The sequence below is a fragment of the Micromonospora sp. NPDC050417 genome, assembly GCF_044458865.1.
GTDB lineage: Bacteria > Actinomycetota > Actinomycetes > Mycobacteriales > Micromonosporaceae > Micromonospora_G.
On record NZ_JBITIH010000036.1, the window covers coordinates 1 to 21,659 of the forward strand.

The window sequence follows — 21,659 nt, forward strand, 5'->3', positions numbered from 1 at the left end:
GAACAACTCCGCCAGAAGACCCGGAAACTCCTCACCATAAAACCACTTGAAAAACTGAGCAAGCCAATCCGGCACCCGAAGCAACGGCACGACACAACACCCCAATCAAGGGAGGGCTACACCGTCCGGACGGCGCAGCCCTCCCTTCTTGCACGCAACAAGCTGCCACTCAGGACAACCTAGAACATTATCCACATTGACTCTCTTGGCCGGGTCCGCATGTAAGGCCGGACGTCCGCACCAACATCTCACCCACGCATCAACACCCCGACCATCCTGAGTCAACACCGCACCGTACGCACCAACCGGAATAACGAGGACGCCAGCCGGCTTCTCCATCTGTTTCAAGACGTCGTGGTCAACACAACTCCGGTCATACCCGGCCAACCAGTCCTCCGCCCGGGGCCTCGCCTCAGAAGCCACCGAGCATGTCGTAGAACGAGATACCACGCGGCAGGTACGTCTGCAAAGTTCACTCGCACTCTCGCGTGCCTGCTCCGGGGACGCCCTCACGAACCACTGCAAATCGGGCCACCAAACCGCCTCTGCCGGCAGATGCCTTGGCCTGGCGCAGATAGGGCGTGAAGTCGACCAGCATCCAGTCCAGGCTCGCCCGCCACCGGAAGGGGGTATGGATCCGCAGGTATGGCCCACGGAAGATGCCCTGCTCGGGGTGAGAGAGGAAGCCCTCAGGACCCTGACGAACGCCGCCCTCGGTCAGTCCGAAGGTGCTGGTCAGGTACTGGGTAAGGGTCCTGCGCTGGGTCTCGGCAGCGCTGGTCGGCCTCATGAGCGGATCACCGACGCATGTTACTCCACTCCTTACCGCCAAACCCGTCTGATAACACCTCGCGCTGCGGGAGTCTGCGACGACCTGTAGCCGAACGATGGGCAGATCCAGTGGGTCCATCCGGAGCCATGGCGCACCACGAGAATCAGGAAGATTTGCGACAATCCGGAACCTTTATGAGCAGCACGGCCAAAGGAACCCAGGCAGCACGGTCAAAGGAACACGGCCAAGGAACCCAGACAGCACGGCCACAGAAATCCAGCAGGGGTGGAATTACCGTCGTTTAGGCGAGACCGGTGGATGCGAGAGGAACAACTCCAGCAGCTAGCCGTCACGGAAGGAAGACCTGTCGAGGTCGCCATGGTTGGCTACTACCAACTCCACCCGAGCACCCACGAGCATCCCCGACCGCCGTTGGCCCTCGGCTCCCGCAGGAACGGGTACGCAACGGGCGCGGCGGGAACCAGCTGGTGCCTCGCACCATCTCAGTCTGCCCAGCCCGCTACGACTTCCTACCAAAATAATCTACGGTGGGTCTTCCATCCCTTGTAGAGGGATTTGAGCAACGACCGCCCGACGTACAGGCGCTCACTGCGCAGTCCAGGACGTCAACCATCCTCTGGCATCCAGGCATCCTCTGGCCGGAAACCCTGGGCACCCATCGACAACATCAATCCCTTTTGGCTCTTCCGCCCGCTGACGGTAATCTCTCCACGTTTTGGCCTGCAGCGGGGAGGAAGACCCAAATGCGATGGAAGATACCGGCCGGCGCTCTAATGGCGCTGGTCTTTCTGATCCCGGCGGCACCGGCGGTGGCTCAAACCGAATCGCCTGGGCTCAACGAGTCCTGCCAAACGGTCGAGCGCAAGGTGTACAAGGATATCCACAAGCTTGTCACCATCGACCTGGATACCGCCACCAATGTAGAGGTGCGCGTGTTGGCCAACCAGATCCTGGCTGCGGCAACCGCCGACTCGTTGCTCGTTTTGCCTCGCGCAACACAGGAGCGACTGGACGGCACCGCGGAAGATCTGCGCGAATTCCTCAAGGACGACATGCAGAACACATGGTCAACGGATCTGCGGATCACGGTGGCCCGGACGTTGACGGGCGCCGGTACCAACGTGAACGAGGCCGCCCAAAAGGTGCTCCGCGACGGAGCCATCGACGCCTACCTGGCTTACCTGAACAACGGCCTATACGCCGCACGTGCGCTTGACTGCGCGTCTCAGCCGACAGCGACACCAACTTCTCAGCCCACCGCGACACCAACGTCTCAGCCCACAACGACACCAAGCGCCTCGCCCAGTGCCACGACGACCGTTGCACCGACCCCTACTTCCTCCGCCAGCCTGGGTGCTCCCGGCGGCGAGGGCGGTGGGCTGCCCGTGACCGGTGCCAACACCGCGACTGTGGCCGGTATTGGCGGTGCCCTTCTGCTCCTCGGTTGGGCGGGCTACCTGATCGGACGCCGGCGCCGTTCCCGCTTCGTGGCATAGCTGACTCGACGCGCCCAGCTCGACGCTTCGTCGGGCTGGGCGCGCTCAGCGCTGTGCTTGGCGAGGTTCGTCGCGGTCCCAAGGCGTGGTGCCAGCTTCGAAAGCAAGTCGCCGACCGAGACCAGCCTGTCGCACTGGTCCAGCCGGGAGATGGCCGGCTACATCACCCGCGTCGAGGGAGTGGCGGTCTCCTGCCACCGGGTGGCGAAACCCTGACACGAGCACGGCCTCAAACCCCACCGGGCCGGCACGTCCAAACTGTCCAGGGATCCGCAGTTCGCGAACGAGGTCGCCGACATCGTCGACCTCTACCTGGACCCGCCCGGCAGGGCGATCGTCCTCAGCACCGACGAGAAGACCCAGACCCAAGCCCTCGACCGCACCCAACCGCTGCCGCCCACCGAGTTCGACGCCACCGAGCAACGCACCCACGACCACGTCCGACACGGAACCACCAACCTGTTCGCGGCGTTGATCATCGCCGCCGGTGAGATCGTCTGCGGGTGTCGACCATCCCGCGACGCAGCGGCGTTCCTGTTGGATCAACCAGACCGAGATCTGGTTCGGAATCATCACCCGCCAGGCCATCCGCCGCGACACCGTCGCCTCGGTCCAGGTCCTCGTCCGGTCCATCCGCGACTACATCACCACCTGGAACGCCAATCCACGTCCGTTCCGGTGGACCGCGACTGCCGACGAGATCCTCGCCAAGGTCCAACTCGGACAGACCAGCGTCAAGAAACTCGTCGCGAACAACACGGAGTAAACCGATCAGGATCAATCAACACCAGGGCCGGTGTCGAAGTCGATAGGTGTGCCCCGGGCCACCGCCGGCCCGCCCCGGCCGGGGTCGCTGACGGAGGCCCGGACCGACGCGCGCACCACTGCCGCTCTCGCCACTCCTGTCGACCTCGACCAAACATCATCACCACACCTGCTCCTACGTCATGGGCGACGGAGGTTACAGGCCGTACGATCGACCACCGAACCGACAACGGAGGCAGGCATGGACCCTGCCGCATTGGTCCAGGAACTCAACTGGGTAGGGCATCCCATGCCATCCCGTACCTCCTCTCGGCTTCCTCCGACTGGGGTACGGCCTAGACTCGGCCAGTCGGCACCGTCGCGCAGGCCGGGAATCTAGCCGCGCAGGAATGTCACGCGCTCGGCGGTCTCGGTGAGCTGTAGGGCGAGGTCGCCGGAGTGGAGATCCGCCGGACCGACCCCGAGCGCACCGGCGATCGCCGACGCCAGCGCCGCCACCGGCACGGTCCGCGGCGTGCCCAGCGACAGCGGGCCGACCGGCGCCGGAGTGGTGGTGGAGCCGCCGGGTGCGCGCAGCGTCTTGCCAATCACGCCGTCGCTCAACTCCTCGACGGCCAGGTGCTGCCCCTCCGGCGGCTGGTGCAGGTCCAGCCGGGCGAGGTCACCACCGAAGAGGCAGAGCAGGATGTCCGGCGCGAGCCTGGCCGTGCGCCACGGCGTCAGCGGGCGGGTGCCCGCGGTGTCGCCGTACGCGTCGATCAGCAGGCCCGGGTACCCGGGAACGATCGCGGAGCGGATCAGTGCCCCGGTGACCGTCGGGAACTCCAGCGGAAACGGGTCCGCCGCGTCGCGCTCGGCGTCGGCCGGTCCGAGTCGCCCGATGCTGGTCGCGCCGTCGACCAGGTGGCGTACCCAGCGCTGGTCCAGGCCGACGAAACGGATGCTCTCGACCGGCAGCAGCCGCTCGTCGGGCAGCAGATAGCCGAACGGCACCCCCTCCAACCGGGTCAGGTTCCGCAGCCAGGTCAGCAGGTTCTCCGGCATGGTGGTGTCGGTCGCCGACACGGCGAGCGGGTAGCCTGCCGCGACGCTCTGCTTGGCGTCCAGGTCACGCCGGCGCCTCCAGGTGTACAGGTTGGTGCTGATGTCGGTGCTGCGCAGCGCGAGCAGGCGGCCGAGTTGCCACGCCGCGGCGTAGCTGACGTCGAACATGCCGACGTCCGGGTGCAGCCGCAGCAGCGCGTCGGCGCTCCGTTCCGGGACGACCGGACCGCCGTCGGCAGCGCCGGTCGCCAGCGGCCCCCGATACCAGCCGATGCTCCGGCCACCCTGGCGCAGCCGGTGCCGCAGCGGCACGAGGCCACGGCCCAGATAGCGGTCGGTGGTCGGGTCGCCGACGTCGGGCAGCCGCAGCTCACCGTCGTCGGCCGCCAGGTCGCGTACCAGGGCGGGAAACGAGTGGTCCGCGCTGACGCAGGCGAACCGCCAGCTCGCCAGGCTGACCACCGGCACGGTCGGGATCCCGGTCGCGCCCCGGCCGGGGTGGGGCAGGTCGAGCCAGGGAGCGCCACTGCCGCTGGTCCCGAACCGATGCTCCAGCGACACCAGGTGGACGGTGCTGGTCGCGCCGGCAGCGGGCAGCCGGTTGCCGACGACCACCGCCGCGTCGCCGTCCGCCGAGGTCCCGGTCCCCCCGCGTACGTGTGCGAGCAGGCGCAGCTCGGCGTACGACGGCACCAGTCCGGTCAGCAGCCTGGTGGGTACGTCGATGACGGTGACCGGGTCGCCGGCCGAGTCGTGCTTCTCCCGGGCGGTCGCCGCGTCGGGCAGTTCGCCCTCGTCGGCGAGCGCGCCCAGCGTGGTCGTACGCGGTTGTGGCCTCTCGTCCTCGTCGAAGAGCAGCAGCGCGAGCCAGGGCGCACGGTCCTCGCCGCCACCACCGGGATCGCGCTCCCAGGGCAGGCTCGGCCGGTCCAGCACGACGTGCGGCAGCACGTTGCTGTGGTCGCCGAGGCTGCCGTCCGGTGGGAAGACCGAACGGATCGCTGTCGGTGGCAGCGTGAACCGGTCGCCGCCGACGCTGAACTGTCGGGTGTTCTGGAACGACTCGGTCGCCGTCCCGACCGCGACCTCCTGCGTCACGGTGATCTCGTAGTCACCGGCTTCCAACGGCGGCCGGCGGTGCGCGGTGAACGTGACAGTGCTGTCAGGCATGAGCGGCCACCCTGGGGATCTCGTGGAACTGGCTGGTGTCGAAGCCGGTCAGATCGACCGACGCGTCGGGCAGCAGCGCCGCCAGCACGTCGGCCCGGGCGGCGGCCACGGCCGGCGTACGCAGGCTCCCGGTGATCAGCTTCGCGCGGTCGGCGTCGGTGCCGCCCGCGTCCGGTACGGCCGCCGGGGTGGCGAGCCGGATCGCGTCGCTGACCTGGAACAGGGCGGTGTCGGCCTGCAACGCCGCCCGGTCGATCCAGACCGGATCGGGGTTGGTCGTCGGACGTGGCGTGATGGTGTAACCGCTCAGCATCCCCGGCAGGAGTGCCGGGTCGGTGGCCGACGGGGTGAGGCGTCCACCCCAGAGCGCGGCCGGCAGGCTCTTCACCACGGGTTGGTAGTCGAAGCGGTCGTCGACCGCGCCGTCGTCGATGGTGCGTTTGATCGTGATGCGGTGGGTGGCGGTGGCGTCGCCGGTCGCCACGCCCATCGGCCCGACGCCGAACCGGGTGTTGGCCGGGCCGGTGCCCAACGTCCGCTCGCCGGTGCCGGCACCGCGTACGGCCCGGCTGGCGGGGATCCTGCTGTCGGTGCGCAGCACGAGGGTGGTCGCGTCGACCAGACCCAGGTCGTCGTTGGAGGCGTCCGCGGCGGCCCGGTGGCTGTCGGCCCGCAACGTGACGCTCATGATCTCGTCGGGCGCCGGCAGCAGGGTGGAGCGGAAGCTGCCCCATGACAGCCGCTTCGGGCCGCCGCCCCGATCGGCGCCGAACGAGATGCGGATCGACGTGACGCTCAGGTCGATCTTCGCGGTGCCGCCGAAGTCCGGCCCCCACAGGTCGACGTCCGTCCCGACGTGCACGTTGATGCTGTGTGTGCCGAAGAAGTGGTACGTGTACGACGCGCCGATGCTGACGTGCAGGGACGCCTCGTAGTGGTAGGGCTGCCAGGAGATCAGGAAGTCCATCGAGGCGTCGAACCAGGCGCGCAGCGACCCGTCCTGGTAGACCGCGCTGAGTCCCCCGCCGGCCATCAACGCGCCCGGGGTGAGCGCGTAGTACGCCGACCCGGACATGCTGAACTCCGGCGTGACCTGCCAGTTGAACCCGAGTCTCGGCACGGTCGGGTAGTGCGCCGGCACCGGGAAGTGCGGGTGGTACCCGCCGGCGGTGAGAACGAAGTCCCCCTCGTGTGCGCCCGCGAACCAGGTGGAGAAGGCGATGCCGCCGGTGAGGTGGCAGGCTCGGGAGAGCACGTACGAGTCCCGGGTCAACTGCGCGAGCACGGTCAGGTAACCGTCCTCGGGCACGAAGCTGGCCCGGAGCGCCAACTGCACTTCGGCGATCGGGGTGACCGCGTCGGCGGTGACGTCGCGAGCGGGCAGGGTCAGCGTCGACAGTCCCAGCACGTCGAGTTCGAAGCGGTGCCCGAACGTCGCCGCGACCAGTACGAACGAGTCGACCATCTCGAACGAGGTGAAGTGCACCCCGGCGGTGAGCAGGATGTCCCCGACCGACGGCGGCAGCCACTGCGAGAGCACACGCAGTTCGTCGCCGAGTGTGGTTCCGGGGGTGCGGCTACCGGTCGCCTCGGCGACCAGCGGGAACGAGGCCACGTTGTCGATCGGGGGCAGGACCAGCCGCCGGTTGTAGCCGAATCCGGCGGCGATTCCGCGTACGTGGAAGAACGGCGGCCCGCCGATCGGGTAGTCCAGCCACGCGTAGACGAAGACGGACGGTCCCGCCGGCAGTTGCGCGTACGACCCGATCGCGGCGAGCGACAGCTCCCCGTTGCGCAGTTGGGCCGTGCCGCCGTACGCCGGGTACGTGACGCCCTCGTACTCGATCTCGTTCTTGAGGAACGCGCCGGTGATGCTGACCGGCCCCTCGCTGTAGGACAGCCCCATCCCGGCCAGTCCGAACGACGGCATCGTGAGCGGGTCGGTCAGCGACACCCCGACTTCGAGGCCCTGTAGCGACAGAGTGAGCCCGGCGGCCCCGACCGACGCGTCGAGCAGCAGCGCGAGGCGCGGGTCCTCGCCGTTGTCCTGGCGGAACGCGACCCCGACCCGGGAGAGCTGGACCGGGCCGAACGCTCGTTGCACCGGCAGCCAGGCGGCGTTGTCACCGGTCGTGGTCTGGTTCGCCGGGGCCGGCACCGGCCCGGTTGGCGGGGTGGTCGTCCCGCTCACACCGGTGACCGGCAGCGCCACCGGCTGGTCCAGCGGTCCCAGCCGCAGCGTGCCGTCGACCGTGAACCCGGCCGGCAGCCCGGCCGCCGGCAGTGCCGGCACCTCTGCCGGAAGCAGCCCGTTCAGGGCGGTGACGTCGGCGGCGCTGAGGGCGTTGGTGGTCGCGAGGATCCGCAACAGGTCCATGCCGATCGTGGTGTCGCCGGACAGATGCTCGCCGACTACCGGCAGGTTGGCCAGGTCGACCGTGAGCTTGAGGTCCACCCCGAAGACGTACGCCGTACCGGCTCCGTCGCCCGGTTGGGTCAACGCGAAGAGCAGGTGTCGGGGGTCGACAACGATGCCGCGCGGCACGTAGTCGGCGGCGGTGAGGGATACCGCGCCGACCAGGGACCGCAGCTCCGGCACCGGGTCGGTGTCCGGATGGCTGTACGAGGCGGCGAGCCGGCGGGCGGTCGGGTCGCTGGCCAGGTGTACGTCCAGCCGGGGGTGGAACACGGTGCCGTCGCCGGTCGGCACGGCCAGGTCGATCACCCCGTCGAAGGAGCGTCGCTCGGTGTCCACCGCGACCGTGATGGCCACGTCGGTGCCGTCGACCCGAAAGCGGGCCTGGCCGGTGACGTAGACCCGCCCGGTGCCGGTGGTGACGTCGACGCCGAGGTTGTCGATGGTCAGGTCGGCCAGCGGCGCCGGCAGGGTGAGGCCGGCGAAGCGTTCGGCCAGGGCGTCGACCGCGTACCCGATCGGGATGAGCTCGCCCGGCCCGGTCTCTCCGGAGAACTCCCACTTCCGGTCGGGCGCCGAGTCGTACGCGGCGTCCATCATGACGGTGACCTGGCCGATGGAGAAGCCGGCCATCGCCCGGATGTCGGTCTCATCCCCGGAGTGACGCAGGTCGAAGGAGACGTTTGTCAGCTCGATCGGTTCGCTCAGCCCGAGTTGCTCGCTGAGGTTCCACTCGCCGTCGATCAGGATCTCGCCGCTGACGCTGGTGGGGTTCGTGCCGTTGGCCAGGGTCACCCCGGTCTGGAAGGACCGCACCTCCAGGTCGGGCGGCAGGTGGCCGGCGTCCGCACCGGTGAAGTGCTGGTAGACCTCCCGGATCCGCAGCGGCGCGTCGCCGTAGAGGTTGCCGCCGAGCTGTCGGGTCTCCGGGTTCGCGACCAGTTGCAGGGTGCCCTCGTCGCCGATCGCGAGCAGCCCGTCGACCAGGAACGACGTCTTCGCGTTCGGGCCAGGTTGGTCCACCCGTACGGTCAGTTCGAGGGCCTGGAGTTCCAGCAGGTCGTCGATGATGGCCCAGTCCGTCTCGGCGCGGACGGTGAGCGCGATGTGGTTGATCGACCAGGAACCGCCCGGGTGGGTCAGTGACACCATCACCTCGCCGAGCGAGATGCCGGCGTCCGGGCTGAGGTCGAACGGCAGGGTCAGGCTGTCCAGGCCGGCGAGCCGCGCGACGTCGTCCAGGGTGAGGGTTCCCAGCCCGCTGAAGTCGGCGGCCAGCACGATGTCGTTGTCCCAGCCCACGATCTGGGCGGAGAGCAGCACCTGGTGGGTCTGGGTGCCGACCGACCCGGTGCTGACGTCGACGTCGATCGCGCCGGTCAGCACCAGGATGCCGGCTACCTCGCTGTCCACCGTGGCGTAGTTGATCTCGGGTGCACCGAAGATCTCGTAGCGTAGGTTGGTGATCGAGAACAGCCCGAGGTCGAGGGTCTCCCCCTCGGGCCCGTAGAGGATGACCCTCGGTACGGTCGGGGTCGGGAGCGGCAGCTCGTCCGAGGAGAGGGTGACCATGGCGATCTCCCCGGAGACCGGGTGCGTGCCGCCGGAGAAGAACCCGGCGACCGCCGTCATGGCCGAATCGATCCTCAGCTCGCCGCTGAAGAGCATCTGCGCGTCGGCCGGGTCGGGAGCCGGGTCGTCGCCGGTGGGCGCCAGCACGGCGGTGTCCAGCGTCATCGTCGGCGCGGTGAACCGCAGGCTGGCCAGCAGGGTGTTGGCCAGAATCGGGTACGGATCCGCCAGCGACCAGGTCGGTCCGGCGGTGGCATGGACACGTACCCCGGTGACCGTGTCGCCGGTGAGGACGAAGTCCACGGTCACCGGCAGTCCGGCGAACGGGCCGGCGGTGCCGGTGCCGGTGACCCTGACCGACCCGGTCGGGTCGGGGCGGGTGCGGTTGGCGTTGGTCAGGGTGAGCCGACCGGTGGGCAGGAACCGTCCCAGGTAGGCGGCGTGCGGCGCGTCCAGGACGGACAGCGGCAGGTCGAGCTGACCGGCGGCGACCGTGGCCAGCAGTGTTTCCAGAGTTCGCCGGTTCATCACGGCCCCGTCCAGACGATGTCGAGGTTGCCGTGCGAGCCGGTGACGTACACCGGCGCGAGGATGTCCATCTCCTGAACCTCATGCCTGCTCACGGTGAGATCCCAGCACCACCCCTTGTGGTTGGCCTTGAGTGAGCGGGCGTTGAGGTTGGTGACGTACCGTTCCACGACCGGCCAGGACGGCAGATGGTGCCCCCTGCTGCCGTTCCGGGCCGCGCTGATGATCGCCTCGGTTTTTGGCTGGACCACGTCCAGCAGTGCCGGCGAACTTGAGGTGACCTTGCTGCCGTGGTGCCCGATGTGCATCACGTCGACCCCGCGAATCCGCTCCCTGGTCTGGGCGGCGTACGTCCCAGCGGAGATCATATAGAGCTCGGTACTTCGCGTGGCGTCACCACTGAGTAGCAGCTTCTTGCCATAGACATCGATCAGCATGACGATGCTGGCCCGGTTCTTGGCGCCTGGGGTGTCGCCGTCCTTCTTGTCGTGGACAGCCTTCCAGTAGTCCTCCTCGACGCCGGCGGCCAGAATGGTGACCGTGCAGGCGGGCCCGGTCTCATCGATGATCCGGATGCCGCCGTCGCCGTCGAGATAGCCGACATCGGCGTCCTTCGGTGCGGCCAGGACCGGAACGCCATTGAGCGAGATCGCGGTGCCCTTGATCTTACTGTCCAGGTTGTGGACGACCCGATAGATCTTTTTCTTGTCGCCCATGTGCCCGGTCAACCACGTGTGGGCGTCCTTGTAGTCTTCGGCCGCGCCGGTGTGGTAGACCCGCCCAACCTTCATCTTCTGGCCGGTGAGATCGTCGTCGAGCACCGCGGCCAGACGATTGTAATGATCGATGTCGCTGTGCGTGAAGACCAACGTGTGAATCTTGTCGGTCCCGAACAGGTACCGGGGCCTGTTCAGGCTGTCCCAGATGAACTTGTCGTGCGCCTCTCCGATCTCGGCGTCCAGTCTCTTCGATCCACAGTCGACCAGCACCACCTTGCCCCCGGGAGTCTTGAACACGATGCAGTCACCCTCGCCGGACCGGAGGAAGGTGGCGTAGAAGTTCTTGTCCGCTCGCACTCCGACCGTCGCCGGCACCACCCGCGCTGTCCCTACGACGTCCTTGAGCAGCCGTAGCGCCTCCGCGTCGATGTGCGCCTTGGCCAGCTTCGCCTTCTCCGCCTCGATCTCCTCGATCTTCACCCGCTTACTGGACGTGTTCTTCGGCACCTTCTTCGGCGTGTCCTTGGTGACACGGCTGCGCTTGTTCCCACTGGTGGGCATGGTGCTGGCTCCTCCGCGACGGTACAGGTGGACTAGAACGGCCAGCGGTGGCTCAGGTCGAGCAGCCGCTTCAAGTCGGCCTCGTTGAGGACGGCCTCGCCGAGGCGCACCGCGGAGAGCGACGCGGTCGCGGCGAAGATGTTCCTGAGGTCGTCGGAGGCGAGGTCGCCGTCCTTGAAGAAGAAACCCTCCGCGCGGGCCTCGATCCGGTTCCAGAACTTGTGCGAGTGATGGAACCGCAGGCTCGGAAAGGTCACCTGCCCCGCGGGCGTCTCCTGCTGGTACAGCTCCAGGTACACCTGCTTACCGAGGGCCTTGTCCTGTCGTTCCACCCGAAGGTGTCCCTCCGCCCCGCTGACCGACACCCTGTCCACCCGTACCGAGTTGAAGACGCCGAGCCGGACGAAGATGTCACTGAGGTCGTCACGGTCCATCGGACCCCACTTGAACATGAAGCCCTCGGGGCGGCCCTCGATGCGGTGCCAGAACTTGCTCGCGTGGTGGAAGCGGATGCTCGGATAGGTGACCACTCCCTCGGCTGTCGGCGCCTGGTAGAGCTCCAGGAAGACCTGTGCGCCGCCGCTCTGGTCCTCCCGGCGCAACTGCAGGTGTTCGGTGCTGGACCGTACGGTCAGCCGGAACGGCGCGACAGTCGTGCCAACACCGACGTTGTTGCCGAGCGGGTTGATCGACAACGGCGAACCGGAGTGCGACTGCATCCAGGAGTAGGTGTTCTGGTATCCGAAGCGCAGGTTCGGCACGTTGGTCGGCCCGATGATCAGGCTGCCGCCGTTCGGATCGGTGTACTGGTCGACGATCTGCAACTTCGCCACCGGCGTCGCGGTACCGACCCCGACCTGGCTACCGGTGAACAGCAGCGGTGTGCGCTCCACGTCCACGCTCACGAAGCCGTCCTGGAACCCGGGGATGTTGCGGTACGACAACACCACCGGTGCGTGCCCCGGCGTGGCCAACCCGTAGATCGGTCCGATGGCCAGTTGCACCCAGCCGTCGGAGGTGATCGTGGTGTCCGCCTTCGGGGTCAACGTCCACATCGCCCGCTCGTCGTCGATCAGCTCGTCGACGTCCCAGGCGACGCCGGTGGTGCCACTGAGCGACACGTCGACGGAACCGACCTGACCGGCCGTGGTCAACGCCCAGTCCCGCGTCTCGTTGGCCAACTGCACCTCGAAGGAGAGGACCAGCGCCGAGGCCGCCTCCTTTCCGACCTTGGCGGACCCGGCCAACCGGATCGGTACGTCCCGCGAGACGTTGGCCACCCGCAGTTTCAGCGAACTCGTACCCGACCCGTCGCTGAGCACCCGGTTGCCGCCGACGAATGCGATGTCCAACGGAATGTCCGGCCGTCCCCGGTGGTTCACCACCTCCAGGGACTGCTGCCGGCTGCCGACGATCTCACTGGTCTCCCCGGCGTAGCCGAGACGCTGGTAGGCCAACTCGACCCGGGACACGTGGGTGCCGTCGGTGCCGTCGGCGCGCAGCCCGGTCAACGGCAACTCGATCGACTTGCCCGCCGGGATGACCGCGTTCGCCGGCCCGAGCAGATACAGCTCGGTACGGTCGGAGTTGGCGCCCAACGCCCACCCGGCCGCCGCCAGTGCGACCGGACTCACCGGGGCGAGGGTGCCAACCCGCCAGCTCAGGGTGAAGTGCCGGTTCGTCGCCGACGGCGGGCCGCTGACCGGCCAGAGCGTGATGTCGTGCCGGGCGGAGTTGGTCACCCGCAGGGTCAGGGTCTGGCTGGACGCCGCGTCGTCGATGTAGAGCACCGGCTGCTCGTCGACGTTGGCCAGCTCGAAGTCGAGCGGATGGGTACGCACGAACGTGTTGATCGGTGACTCGTCGAGCGCCATCAGGTCCCTGATCTCGGCGCCGCTCAGCGGAAGCGGGAACACCCGTACGGCGGCCACCGACATCGCCTGGTACTGGACCGGCTTCCCCGTCGAGCGCCCGATCACGAAGCTGCCCTGCAGATACTTCGACGGCACCGCGGTCTGGTCCAGGACCAGCACGCCGTCGAGGTAGATCCGCAGCGGTCCCTTGTCCTGGCTCACCGCCACGTGGTGCCAGGTGTCGAAGGTGAACACCCCGGCCTTGGTGCTGGACTTCAACACGGTGGACCCCACGGTGCTGACCACGATCTGGCCGGAGGCACTCACCCGGAGCGTCGCGTCGCCCCGGGCCATCAAGGTGCTCGTGTCCGCGGCCGGCTTCGGCACCCGTACCCAGCCAGAGATGGTGTAGGGCCCATACTCCGGCAGGTTCGCGGGGGAGACCACCGCGTCACCGAACCCGTCGAGCACCAGCGCCGCACCGAACTGGTCGTTCGGTACCACCGTCGGATTGCCCTCGATCTGGCCGTTGAACTTCCCGGTCGCATAGTCAACGATGACGTTGCCCGAGGCGATGTCGTCGAGCTGCCAGAACAGCAGCGGGTCGCGGCTCATGCCGACCGCACCGAGGACAGGCCGGGGCGCTCGGCCTCGACCGACGGGGGCTGCACCTGGGCGCTGGCCTGCCGGCCGATCGTCTCGATCAGCTCGTAGACCCGGGCGTACGGCAACTGCCCGAGCGCCTCCAGGACCAGGTTCGTCTGTTCCAGGGACAGGGTGAGGTTGATCTGTGGCATGGGATCACTTTCTCGATCGAGGGGACGTGACAGGAGCGGGACGGTGTGCGGGTCGGCTCAGTCAGCCGAGCGTTGACGCAGGCTGAGCCAGCCCTCGCGAGCGGTCAGGCCGGTGGGAAAGGCGTCGGCGAGTTCGGGCGGCTCGACGGTCTCGACCCAGGTGTCCCCGTCGCGTTCCCGCCACGACCAGAGGCGGTCCGGGTCGGCCGCCGGGGTGATGAGCCCGAGCGCGTCAGCGCTGGTCAGCACCGGTGCGGCGAGGAAACCAGTTTCGAGCCGGGCCAGGGCCTCCTGGTGGTGCGCCGAGTCCAGCCGGGACGACACGGTCGGCAGGACCCCGGTGGTCGCGTGGATCGCCCCGGCCGGCTCCAGCAGCACGGTGAGGGTGACCGCCGGCAGGTCGATCCCGATCGCGAGCGGCGGGTCGGTGTCGTCCTCGGCGAGGGTGACCACGTCGTGGTAGCGCTCGGCGAGCACGCCCTGCGCGTCCTCCAGCCAGTAGCCCAACGTGCCGTCGCCCAGCCGGCCCCGCTCGCCGAGCCGGACCGGGAAACGGACGGACGGGTACTCGTTGCTCTCCCGGCCGGCCCGGCCCAGGTCCTGCCGGAAGACATTCCAGTCCTGGTGGATCACGGGCAGCCCCGGTGCCTCCAGGTCGAGATCGAGCCGTACCACCGCCACCGGCCGACCGATCAGCGTCGCCCGGCCCCGGTGCTGCGCCGGATCCTCCGGCTCCACCGCGTCCAGCGCCAGGTCGAGATTGGTCATGAAGTCGGCCAGTCCGGCGGCACCGAGCCCACGGAGCCGCTCGACGACCCGACGCAGCCGCACGTTGCCGATCAGCCCGACATCGGTGACCGGCCCGTCCGGGGCGGTCTCCCACAACGCCCGGCCCGGCCGCGCCGGATCGGCGGTCAGGTAGAGCGTGCCCAGCCAGTCGCCGTTCGCGGAGTAGACCCGCAACCCGTCGTCCAGCGGATCCGGCAGCAGCCAGCCGCAGACCGGAGAGGAGTCCGGCAGGCCGCTGAGCGGACGGTCGGCGTCGGCGTCGAGCAGGTCCAGCCGTACCCGCGCCGGCACCGCGAGCCGGGGCGGCATCGCCACCCAGGTCGGGCGGTTCGGCATGCTCAGCCACGAGGTGGTACGCGGTTCTTCGGCATCCACGTCGTACCCGATGCCGAAGCTGTCCACGATCCGCAGCCGCCGCAACCGCAGCGCCCCCGCGCGGACCGGGTTGAAGTCGCTCAGCGGCACCGGCGCGTAGCGCCCCTCCCCGGCGACCGCCTGCGCCACCAGCGCGGCGAACGCCCGGTCGTCGGGAAAGCCCAGCGGATCGGCGATCGGCAACTGGCGGACCATCCGCAACATCACCAGGGCGTCGTTGAAACCGCCGAGGCTCTGCGCCAGATTGCTCTCCTCGTGCTCGGCCAGGTGCCGGTACGCCGCGGCGAGGGTGCCCAACCTCGGCTCACCGGTCTGCGCGGCACACCAGTCCAGTAGCGGTTTCGGGTCGGCGGTCACCTGGTCGACGCTCCACGCCGCCTGCCCAGCCGCCGCCCGCACGTCGTTCGCCCGGGCCAGTGGCCCACCGCACAGGTAGCGCAGAATCCGGGTGGAGAGCACCGGCCGCGCCGAGGCCGACAGCACCGTGGTGCCGGTGTAGATGTTCGCCCCGGTGTCCAGCACATCGTTGCCGGGCCGCGCACGCAGTTCCCGGTCTCCGTACGGCAGCGTGTAGTTCGTGGTCACGAACGTCGGGTCGAAGTCCCGCCCGGACGGGTCGAGGTTGTTGCCGGCCCGGGCCGGGAAGAACTCGACCTCCCACTGCAACAGCACCGGGTGCCAGGGCTGGCCCGTCCACCTCCGCAACGCGGGGAAATCAGGCTCCCCGGCAGCCAACTTGGTGGCCAACCCGGCGAGGGCGTCCCCGAGCCGACCGATGCCGCTCGCGTTGCGCAGGTCGGCCTCGCCCAGCCCGGACTCCATCGGGACGCAGGGCAGCCGCCCGTCCGGCTGGTCGACGCCGTCCTGGCCGTACCGGTCCGACGGGGTCGCCGCCGCGCCGGTCAACAGCACCACCGGCTCGTTCGGCACCTGGTACGGCGCTCCCGGCACCGGTTGCAACTCGAACCGACTGCGGGCGCTGGTGGCCGCCACCGCGTTCACCGTGTCCAGTGCCGCCTGGGCGCCCTGCTGCGCGGCGAACAGCCGGTGCGCCGAACTCGTGCCGTTGCCGACCGGCGGCCAACTCCCCAGGGCCGCCAGCCGGGTCGACAGCTCGGTCACCTCCCGCCGCAGATACCAGCCGACCAGGTCCGGGTTCGGATAGTCGGCTCGGCCGCCCGGCGGCGGGTACGCGCAGACCAGGTACCGGTGCCAGTCGGCGAAAATCCGCCGGCGCGCCCCGGTCACCTCGGCCGCCGCCGCGTCGTACGCCGCCTGCGCCCGGTTCAACGCGACCAGCAGCGCACCGAAGCTCGGCGGCAGTTCCAGCCGCTCCCGGGCCTGCCGCTGCTCCACCGTCACCGGGTTGCCGTCGTCACCACTGTCGGCCGGATCGTCCCGACGCCGCACCGTCCACACCACACCGGAGGGCACACTGCCGAACGACGCCTCGTGCCGGGCCTGCGCCAGCCGGGCCGACAGGTCCAACGTGGCGCTCTCCAACTCGTCGGCGACGGTCAGCGCCTCAAGCAGGTTCTCGGTCTCGGTCTCGGTCACCCCGGGCAGCACCGCGCCGAGATGCGCGGCGAGCGCCTCGGTCGCGGTGTTCGCCACCCAGACCCCGCTCTCGGTGTCGGTCCCCGGGCCCGGCGCCGACGCCTGCTTCGTCGCACCTGTGAAGGTCAGCCGGCCGAAGCAGACCATCCGAGCCGGTACGTCCCCGCTGTTGTCCGGCACCGACCAGTCCAACTCGTCGGCGATCGTCTGTGGCCAGCTCCGGCCGTCGGCCGCGGACAGCACCGCCAGCAGCTCGTCGTCGACGGTTTCGGCGTACCAGCCGACGACGTCGTAGCGCAGCCCGTCCGGCGGGGCGACCGCGCCGTACTCCTCGTCGTGGTGCCCGAAGACGCTGGACGAGTTCGGGTAGAACGCGGCGAACGTGGGCTCGCCGTACCCCAGCGCGGTGAGCGCGGCAAGCCGGTCGGTCGGCCTACCCGGCCATGTCGACAGCGGCAGGCGCCGACCGAGGTACCGCCACGGTCGGCCGGTCCTGCCCCGGGGATCATCGTCGAGCAGCGGGTGGACGACGCCGCCCTGGTCGACGTCGGCGAGCGCGTCGCTCTCCACCACCCACCGGTCCTGGGCGCCACCCGGCCGGGTGCGGGTGACCAGCCATCGGTTGGGCACCTGGGGCAGGTCAACGGCCGGCCTGGCACCGGCGGTCGTAGCACCGGCGGTCGTGGCGCTGTGCGTCAGCCGGGTGAGCGCGTCCGGCAGGGCCCAGTGCAGGTGGATACCGGCCGGCAACAGTAGGTCCTGCTGGAACGGCGCGGGCAGGATCGCGTCGCTGAGGTTGCGTTCGCCGTTGTCGACGTCCCGACGGGTGGTCGCGTCCACGTACGGCAGGCGGGTGAAGTCGGCGGTGGGTCCGGTGACGGTGCGGTCGGTGGCGAGCCACAGGGCATCCACCCTGACGGGCACGGCGAGTAGGCGCATGTCTTTGCGTTTCCCTAAGAATGGTCGCGGCGGTCTCGGCTGCTGCGGTAACGCCGGTTCACCGTAGGGCAATTTCAACGGCCGGAGCGGCTCGCAAAGTCGACAGTACGAACCGCTTGTACGTCCACGATGGACATGCTATTTGGCATCGGAAAACCGGTCGATTCGGCGACTCGCGGCGGTTGATCGTCGACCCCGGGGAGTCCGACCGAGCACCGCTGCGATCTGGGAAAACAGCGGATCGGCCGGCATGGGACGGCCATCCGGCACGGCGCCGTCCCGCGCCGAAATTCGCGCGGTTGTGATGTCGGCCGCATGTCGGGTTTCAGTGACCGCGTAACCGTTGTGACAGAACGTACGACCGAAGGTGTCGAGAATTGTCGGCTGATCGCTTGCGTGCGCGCGTTGACCCCGGCCGAGGCGGACTGGTTGGACATCCTCCTGCTCCAGCAGGGTTGGCGATGGCGCCAGCCGGCGACGACTCGACCGGATGGGGACCGTCGGCGTTGGGCCAGTTGACACGCACCTGGGGCCACGAGCCGTGAAGTCCCGGTACTGATACCGCCTGGCTTCTTCAGCCGTAGGCGGCGCACATCGCCGTGCTTTCAGGTGTACGGCGCGGAGGCGCTGGGGCGGCCGAGCGCGTCTGTCATGCCCCACGGTCCGCGTAGGTGAAGCAGGGCGATCTGTCCCAGTTCGGGGGGCACGGCGGCCTTGACCACCAGGTAATCCGGGTACGGTTCCAGGCCGAGGACGGTACGCAGCAGCGACAGCACCGCCCCGGCCGACCACCCCTGCGGGCTGGTGGCGGTGGGGTAGCACACCGGGGCGGTGGTGAATTGCCGGTCGTAGCCGGCGAGCGCCTCCGGCAGCCGCCCCTGGAAGTAGCGGGCCGCCTCGAACGTGACCCGCGCGATCGTTCCCGCCTCGGCCGCGTACCCGTACCGGCGCAGACCCTCGGCGATGATCGAGTTGTCGTACGGCCACACGGCGCCGACCTGGTAACCGACCGGGTTGTATTTGGCCTCGCCATCGGCGAGCGTGCGCACTCCCCAGCCGGAGAAGAGCCGTGGCCCGAGCAGGTGATCGACCAGATACCCCGCCCGATCCGGCTCGGCGATGCCGCTCCAAAGCAGGTGTCCCAGGTTCGAGGCGAGCGCGTCGACCTTGCCGCCGTCGGCCTCGCGGGCCAGCGCGTAGTACCGCCGGTCCGGCAGCCAGAAGTCCCGGTTGAACCGTTCCCGCAGCTCGCCGGCCTGACGTTCGAGTCGGTCGGCGTAGGCGGGATCGTTCCAGAAGGTACGGGCCAGTCGGGCGCCGCGCACCTTCGCCGCGTACGCGTAGCCCTGCACCTCGCAGGTGGCTCGGGGGAAGCCGGGCAGTCGGCCGTCGGAGTAGCAGATCGCCCGCTCGGATTCCTTCCAGGACTGGTTGGGTTCCTTGCCCGGTGCCCGTGGTGGTTGGTACCAGAGGTAGCCGTCACCGACCAGGTCACCCCACTCGTCGATCCAGTTCAGCGCGGCCCGCGCCTCCCGCTCCAGCCCACGGACCAGTTCCGCGTCGCCGGTCCAGCGCTCGTACTCGTCGAGCAGCACGACGAACAGCGGCGTCGCGTCGACGGAGCCAAAGTAGCGGGCGTTCGGGGTCTCCTGGAAGGCAGCGGCCTCGTTCCAACGGAGCAGATGGACAATTTTCCCGGGCTCCTCCTCCCGGAAGTCGTCGAGCCTCGACCCCTGGCAGACCGCCAACGTCCTCAGCAAGGTCGAGGCCAACTGCGGCACGTAGGGCAGTGTTTGCAGGCAGGTGAAGATGTTCTGCCGGCCGACCACCGAGTTGAGCCAAGGCAGACCCGCGCACGGAATCGGACCGGTGTCGTCGGGCCCTGGAATCCGCAGCGCGGCCAGGTCGACCAGGCTCCGGTGGTACGCCTCGGCAAGCGGCTCGAAGTCACACTCCAGCCGGGGTGCATGGGCAACCCACTGGTCCAGTTCCTCTCGCATTCCCTCCTTCGTCTTCCGGATCAGCGGTGCCCCACCACCAACGTCGCTGCCGCCCGGATCCCGGATGTCGGTCGTCACCCGCAACCGGTTGGACCAGCTTCCCTGGGCCGGAATCAGGACGGTGAAGGTCATCCCGTCCTGGTCGACCCGCGCCGCCTCGTCGGTCTGCACCAGCGTCGCGCGGTGAAAATTCTCGCGTGCGTAGCGCAGGTTCAGGTGATTGTCGCCGAGCTCGTGGGAAAAGCGGCCCTTCTTCTCCCGTCGCTGGTCACCGCGTACGCCCGGCGGGCTGATCCGGTCAACGTCCGCGAAGTCGGCCGCCACGTCCAGCCGGATCGTCACCTCGGCCGACTCACCACTGCTGTTGAGGACCGTCAACTCCTCCTCAAAGCCGGCCACAATCGAGCGGTGACGGATCACCGAGAGGGTGGTGTTGACGTAGTGCTTCGGTTGACCGGGCACGAGGAAGAACCGCGCCTCGAAATACTGGAGGTCGTCAACGGAGAGCGGAGTCAGGCGCTCCCCGTTGACCGTCAGAACCCATCTGGACAGGAACCGGGTGTCGAAGAAGTACAACCCGTCCGGGTCCTCGGGGCCCGGGTCCACATCGCCACTGCGGTCGCTGACGACGTAGGTCAGCCCCTCCAGGATGCTGATCTGGTCAGAGTCCGCCATTCTGACCGCCCTCGACGTGGTGCTGCCCTGCCCTGCTGCCGGACACCCGCTTGGGGCCGTGTGAGTCGGGCGGACCGGGCAGTAGGCGTTCAAAATAGAACAGGGCACGCTGCGACCCGACGTACGTCACATCGTTACGCAGCGCCGCCGCCACCAGGTCGCCTCCGACCACCAGCCGGTCGAACACCTCGCCGTCGGCGGTGAGCACGAAGTCCGCCTCCCGCTCGCCGTCCGGCAAGACCGAGATGCCGTGTTCGCTGACGGTGAGATACCAGCGGGTCATGCCTTCCGGCCGGCGCAGATCGAGGCGTACGGTCGCCGAGTAGCCACGGGGCAGCAGGTGGGCGCGCTGCCGCACCGGACCCGCCAAATACTCCCCCGTCCGGTCCACTCATCCGCCCCCTCTGCCCTGGCCGTCCGTCCCGCTAGCGCTCGTACGGGCTCAGGGTCAGCCTGACTCGGCGGAGGTTGTTTCCGCATCACCCCGAGGGGATGAGCTGCCCTCCTACCCGCGAGATCAGCCTCCTCCTGAAAAGATCTCGAGTGCTGTGACCGGGCACGTTGGCCGGGTTGGGGTCAGGCCGCTCGGGTGGTGATGGTTTAGCCCCATCGGTGGTGGCGTTCGCCGCGGATTCGGGCTCGTTCTCGGCGTCGCGCGGCGAGGATGTCGGGGTGGCGGGCGTTGGCGTTGCGCCAGCGTAGATAGGCGTGCATCGCCCGGGTCGCGGCGGTGCGGTTGGGGTGGTTCGACCCGGCGACGACGAAGGTGCGTAGCGGGCCGAAGTGCGCCCCGATCGGGTTCGCCCAGGAGGAGTACGTCGGGGTGAAGCACAACTCGACCCGGTTGGTGGCCACCCAGGCCGGATCTTCGTGCCCTTGTGCGCGGAGAGGTTGTCGAGGATGACGTAGATCGGTGCCTCGTCCGGGCGGGCGGCGCGGATCGACTTGAGCACGGCGAGGGTGTTGGCCGCGGACTTCCTGGCCCGGACAACGCCCCACAGGGCGTCATCACCGACGCTGCAGCAGGCTACGTCGTACCCAGGGCCATACCGGGCACTTGTGCGCCTTGGTTCCTCCAGTCGGGTCTACAGTGGAGATCCAACCAGCCGTGACAGGCGCCGGAGCCTTGCGCGTGTGAGGACTGAGCCGAGCTCAAGGAGGTTGCCGTGAGCTGGCACGCAGTTCGCGCGGCTCCGCCTTCCTGGCACGTTCATGTTGAGGGAACGGGGAGTGATCTAGAAAACACTGACGTTGAGAACGATTTTCATCTTCGGTATCGTACCGGCCGTGTCCAACCGAGACGTGCGTCCCACATGGATGCACTGGAGAGCATGTGAATAGGTGAACCACCCGACGTGCCCTCGCTGACCGGGCAGCCCTACCGTCCGTACCCGGCTTCGCGCAGGTGGCCACCCGAACGACTAAATGAACCAGTTAACGCAAGGACGGAAGCTGCTTTTGAGGTGGAGCAATTCCGTCACGATTCACGTACTTCTTTTTTGAACTCGTGTCGCAATACGGTTCACGTCACAAGATGGTTCCGTGATCACGAGGCTCGTGCTATCAGACCGATCAGAAACTCTGTCAACAACCGCTTTAGCGAGATCACC

The 21,659-nt window shown here is 68.6% G+C and carries 10 protein-coding genes and 1 pseudogene; 2 read left to right on the forward strand and 9 right to left on the reverse strand.

The genetic code is table 11. The features are described 5' to 3' along the window. Window positions 1-1,536 precede the first annotated feature (1,536 nt). Window positions 1,537-2,289, forward strand: a complete 753-nt coding sequence (locus ACIBF5_RS30575) for an LPXTG cell wall anchor domain-containing protein (protein WP_396816399.1) — start codon at window positions 1,537-1,539, stop codon at window positions 2,287-2,289. Between the two features lie 487 nt (window positions 2,290-2,776). Continuing rightward, on the forward strand, window positions 2,777-3,055 hold the full coding sequence (locus ACIBF5_RS30580) for a hypothetical protein (protein ID WP_396816400.1): 279 nt from the start codon (window positions 2,777-2,779) through the stop codon (window positions 3,053-3,055). Between the two features lie 374 nt (window positions 3,056-3,429). On the opposite strand, the gene ACIBF5_RS30585 is transcribed toward ACIBF5_RS30580, so the two are convergent. The 9 genes and pseudogenes from ACIBF5_RS30585 to ACIBF5_RS30625 all read right to left on the reverse strand — a co-directional run. Beyond that, complete coding sequence (locus ACIBF5_RS30585) at window positions 3,430-5,268, reverse strand: hypothetical protein (RefSeq protein ID WP_396816401.1); 1,839 nt, start codon at window positions 5,266-5,268, stop codon at window positions 3,430-3,432. Further along, on the reverse strand, window positions 5,261-9,784 hold the full coding sequence (locus ACIBF5_RS30590; RefSeq protein ID WP_396816402.1) for a DUF6603 domain-containing protein: 4,524 nt from the start codon (window positions 9,782-9,784) through the stop codon (window positions 5,261-5,263). The genes ACIBF5_RS30585 and ACIBF5_RS30590 overlap by 8 nt, the downstream gene beginning before the upstream one ends. Next, complete coding sequence (locus ACIBF5_RS30595; protein ID WP_396816403.1) at window positions 9,784-10,983, reverse strand: ComEC/Rec2 family competence protein; 1,200 nt, start codon at window positions 10,981-10,983, stop codon at window positions 9,784-9,786. The genes ACIBF5_RS30590 and ACIBF5_RS30595 overlap by 1 nt, the downstream gene beginning before the upstream one ends. 113 nt (window positions 10,984-11,096) lie before the next feature. Next, window positions 11,097-13,532 (reverse strand): LamG domain-containing protein, encoded by a 2,436-nt coding sequence (locus ACIBF5_RS30600; protein WP_396816404.1) that lies wholly within the window; start codon window positions 13,530-13,532, stop codon window positions 11,097-11,099. Then, window positions 13,529-13,714: a hypothetical protein gene (locus tag ACIBF5_RS30605; RefSeq protein ID WP_396816405.1), complete on the reverse strand. Its 186-nt coding sequence runs from the start codon at window positions 13,712-13,714 to the stop codon at window positions 13,529-13,531. The genes ACIBF5_RS30600 and ACIBF5_RS30605 overlap by 4 nt, the downstream gene beginning before the upstream one ends. A 57-nt stretch (window positions 13,715-13,771) precedes the next feature. Next, window positions 13,772-17,374 (reverse strand): hypothetical protein, encoded by a 3,603-nt coding sequence (locus ACIBF5_RS30610; protein ID WP_396816406.1) that lies wholly within the window; start codon window positions 17,372-17,374, stop codon window positions 13,772-13,774. 605 nt (window positions 17,375-17,979) lie between these two features. Continuing rightward, the gene (locus tag ACIBF5_RS30615; protein ID WP_396816407.1) at window positions 17,980-20,049 is read right to left on the reverse strand and encodes a glycogen debranching N-terminal domain-containing protein; all 2,070 of its coding nucleotides are present in this window, start codon (window positions 20,047-20,049) and stop codon (window positions 17,980-17,982) included. Then, window positions 20,036-20,440 (reverse strand): SCP2 sterol-binding domain-containing protein, encoded by a 405-nt coding sequence (locus ACIBF5_RS30620; protein WP_396816408.1) that lies wholly within the window; start codon window positions 20,438-20,440, stop codon window positions 20,036-20,038. Before ACIBF5_RS30620 ends, ACIBF5_RS30615 begins: the two co-directional genes overlap by 14 nt. 209 nt (window positions 20,441-20,649) lie before the next feature. After that, window positions 20,650-21,119: pseudogene (locus tag ACIBF5_RS30625) on the reverse strand (transposase); the annotation flags it as partial. Window positions 21,120-21,659: the final 540 nt, after the last annotated feature.

Coding starts and splice junctions, on each gene's coding strand:
- ACIBF5_RS30605 (WP_396816405.1), bottom strand. CDS start 13,714: ATGCCACAGATCAACCTCACCCTGTCCCTGGAACAGACGAACCTGGTC.
- ACIBF5_RS30590 (WP_396816402.1), bottom strand. CDS start 9,784: ATGAACCGGCGAACTCTGGAAACACTGCTGGCCACGGTCGCCGCCGGT.
- ACIBF5_RS30610 (WP_396816406.1), bottom strand. CDS start 17,374: ATGCGCCTACTCGCCGTGCCCGTCAGGGTGGATGCCCTGTGGCTCGCC.
- ACIBF5_RS30575 (WP_396816399.1), top strand. CDS start 1,537: ATGCGATGGAAGATACCGGCCGGCGCTCTAATGGCGCTGGTCTTTCTG.
- ACIBF5_RS30600 (WP_396816404.1), bottom strand. CDS start 13,532: ATGAGCCGCGACCCGCTGCTGTTCTGGCAGCTCGACGACATCGCCTCG.
- ACIBF5_RS30585 (WP_396816401.1), bottom strand. CDS start 5,268: ATGCCTGACAGCACTGTCACGTTCACCGCGCACCGCCGGCCGCCGTTG.
- ACIBF5_RS30615 (WP_396816407.1), bottom strand. CDS start 20,049: ATGGCGGACTCTGACCAGATCAGCATCCTGGAGGGGCTGACCTACGTC.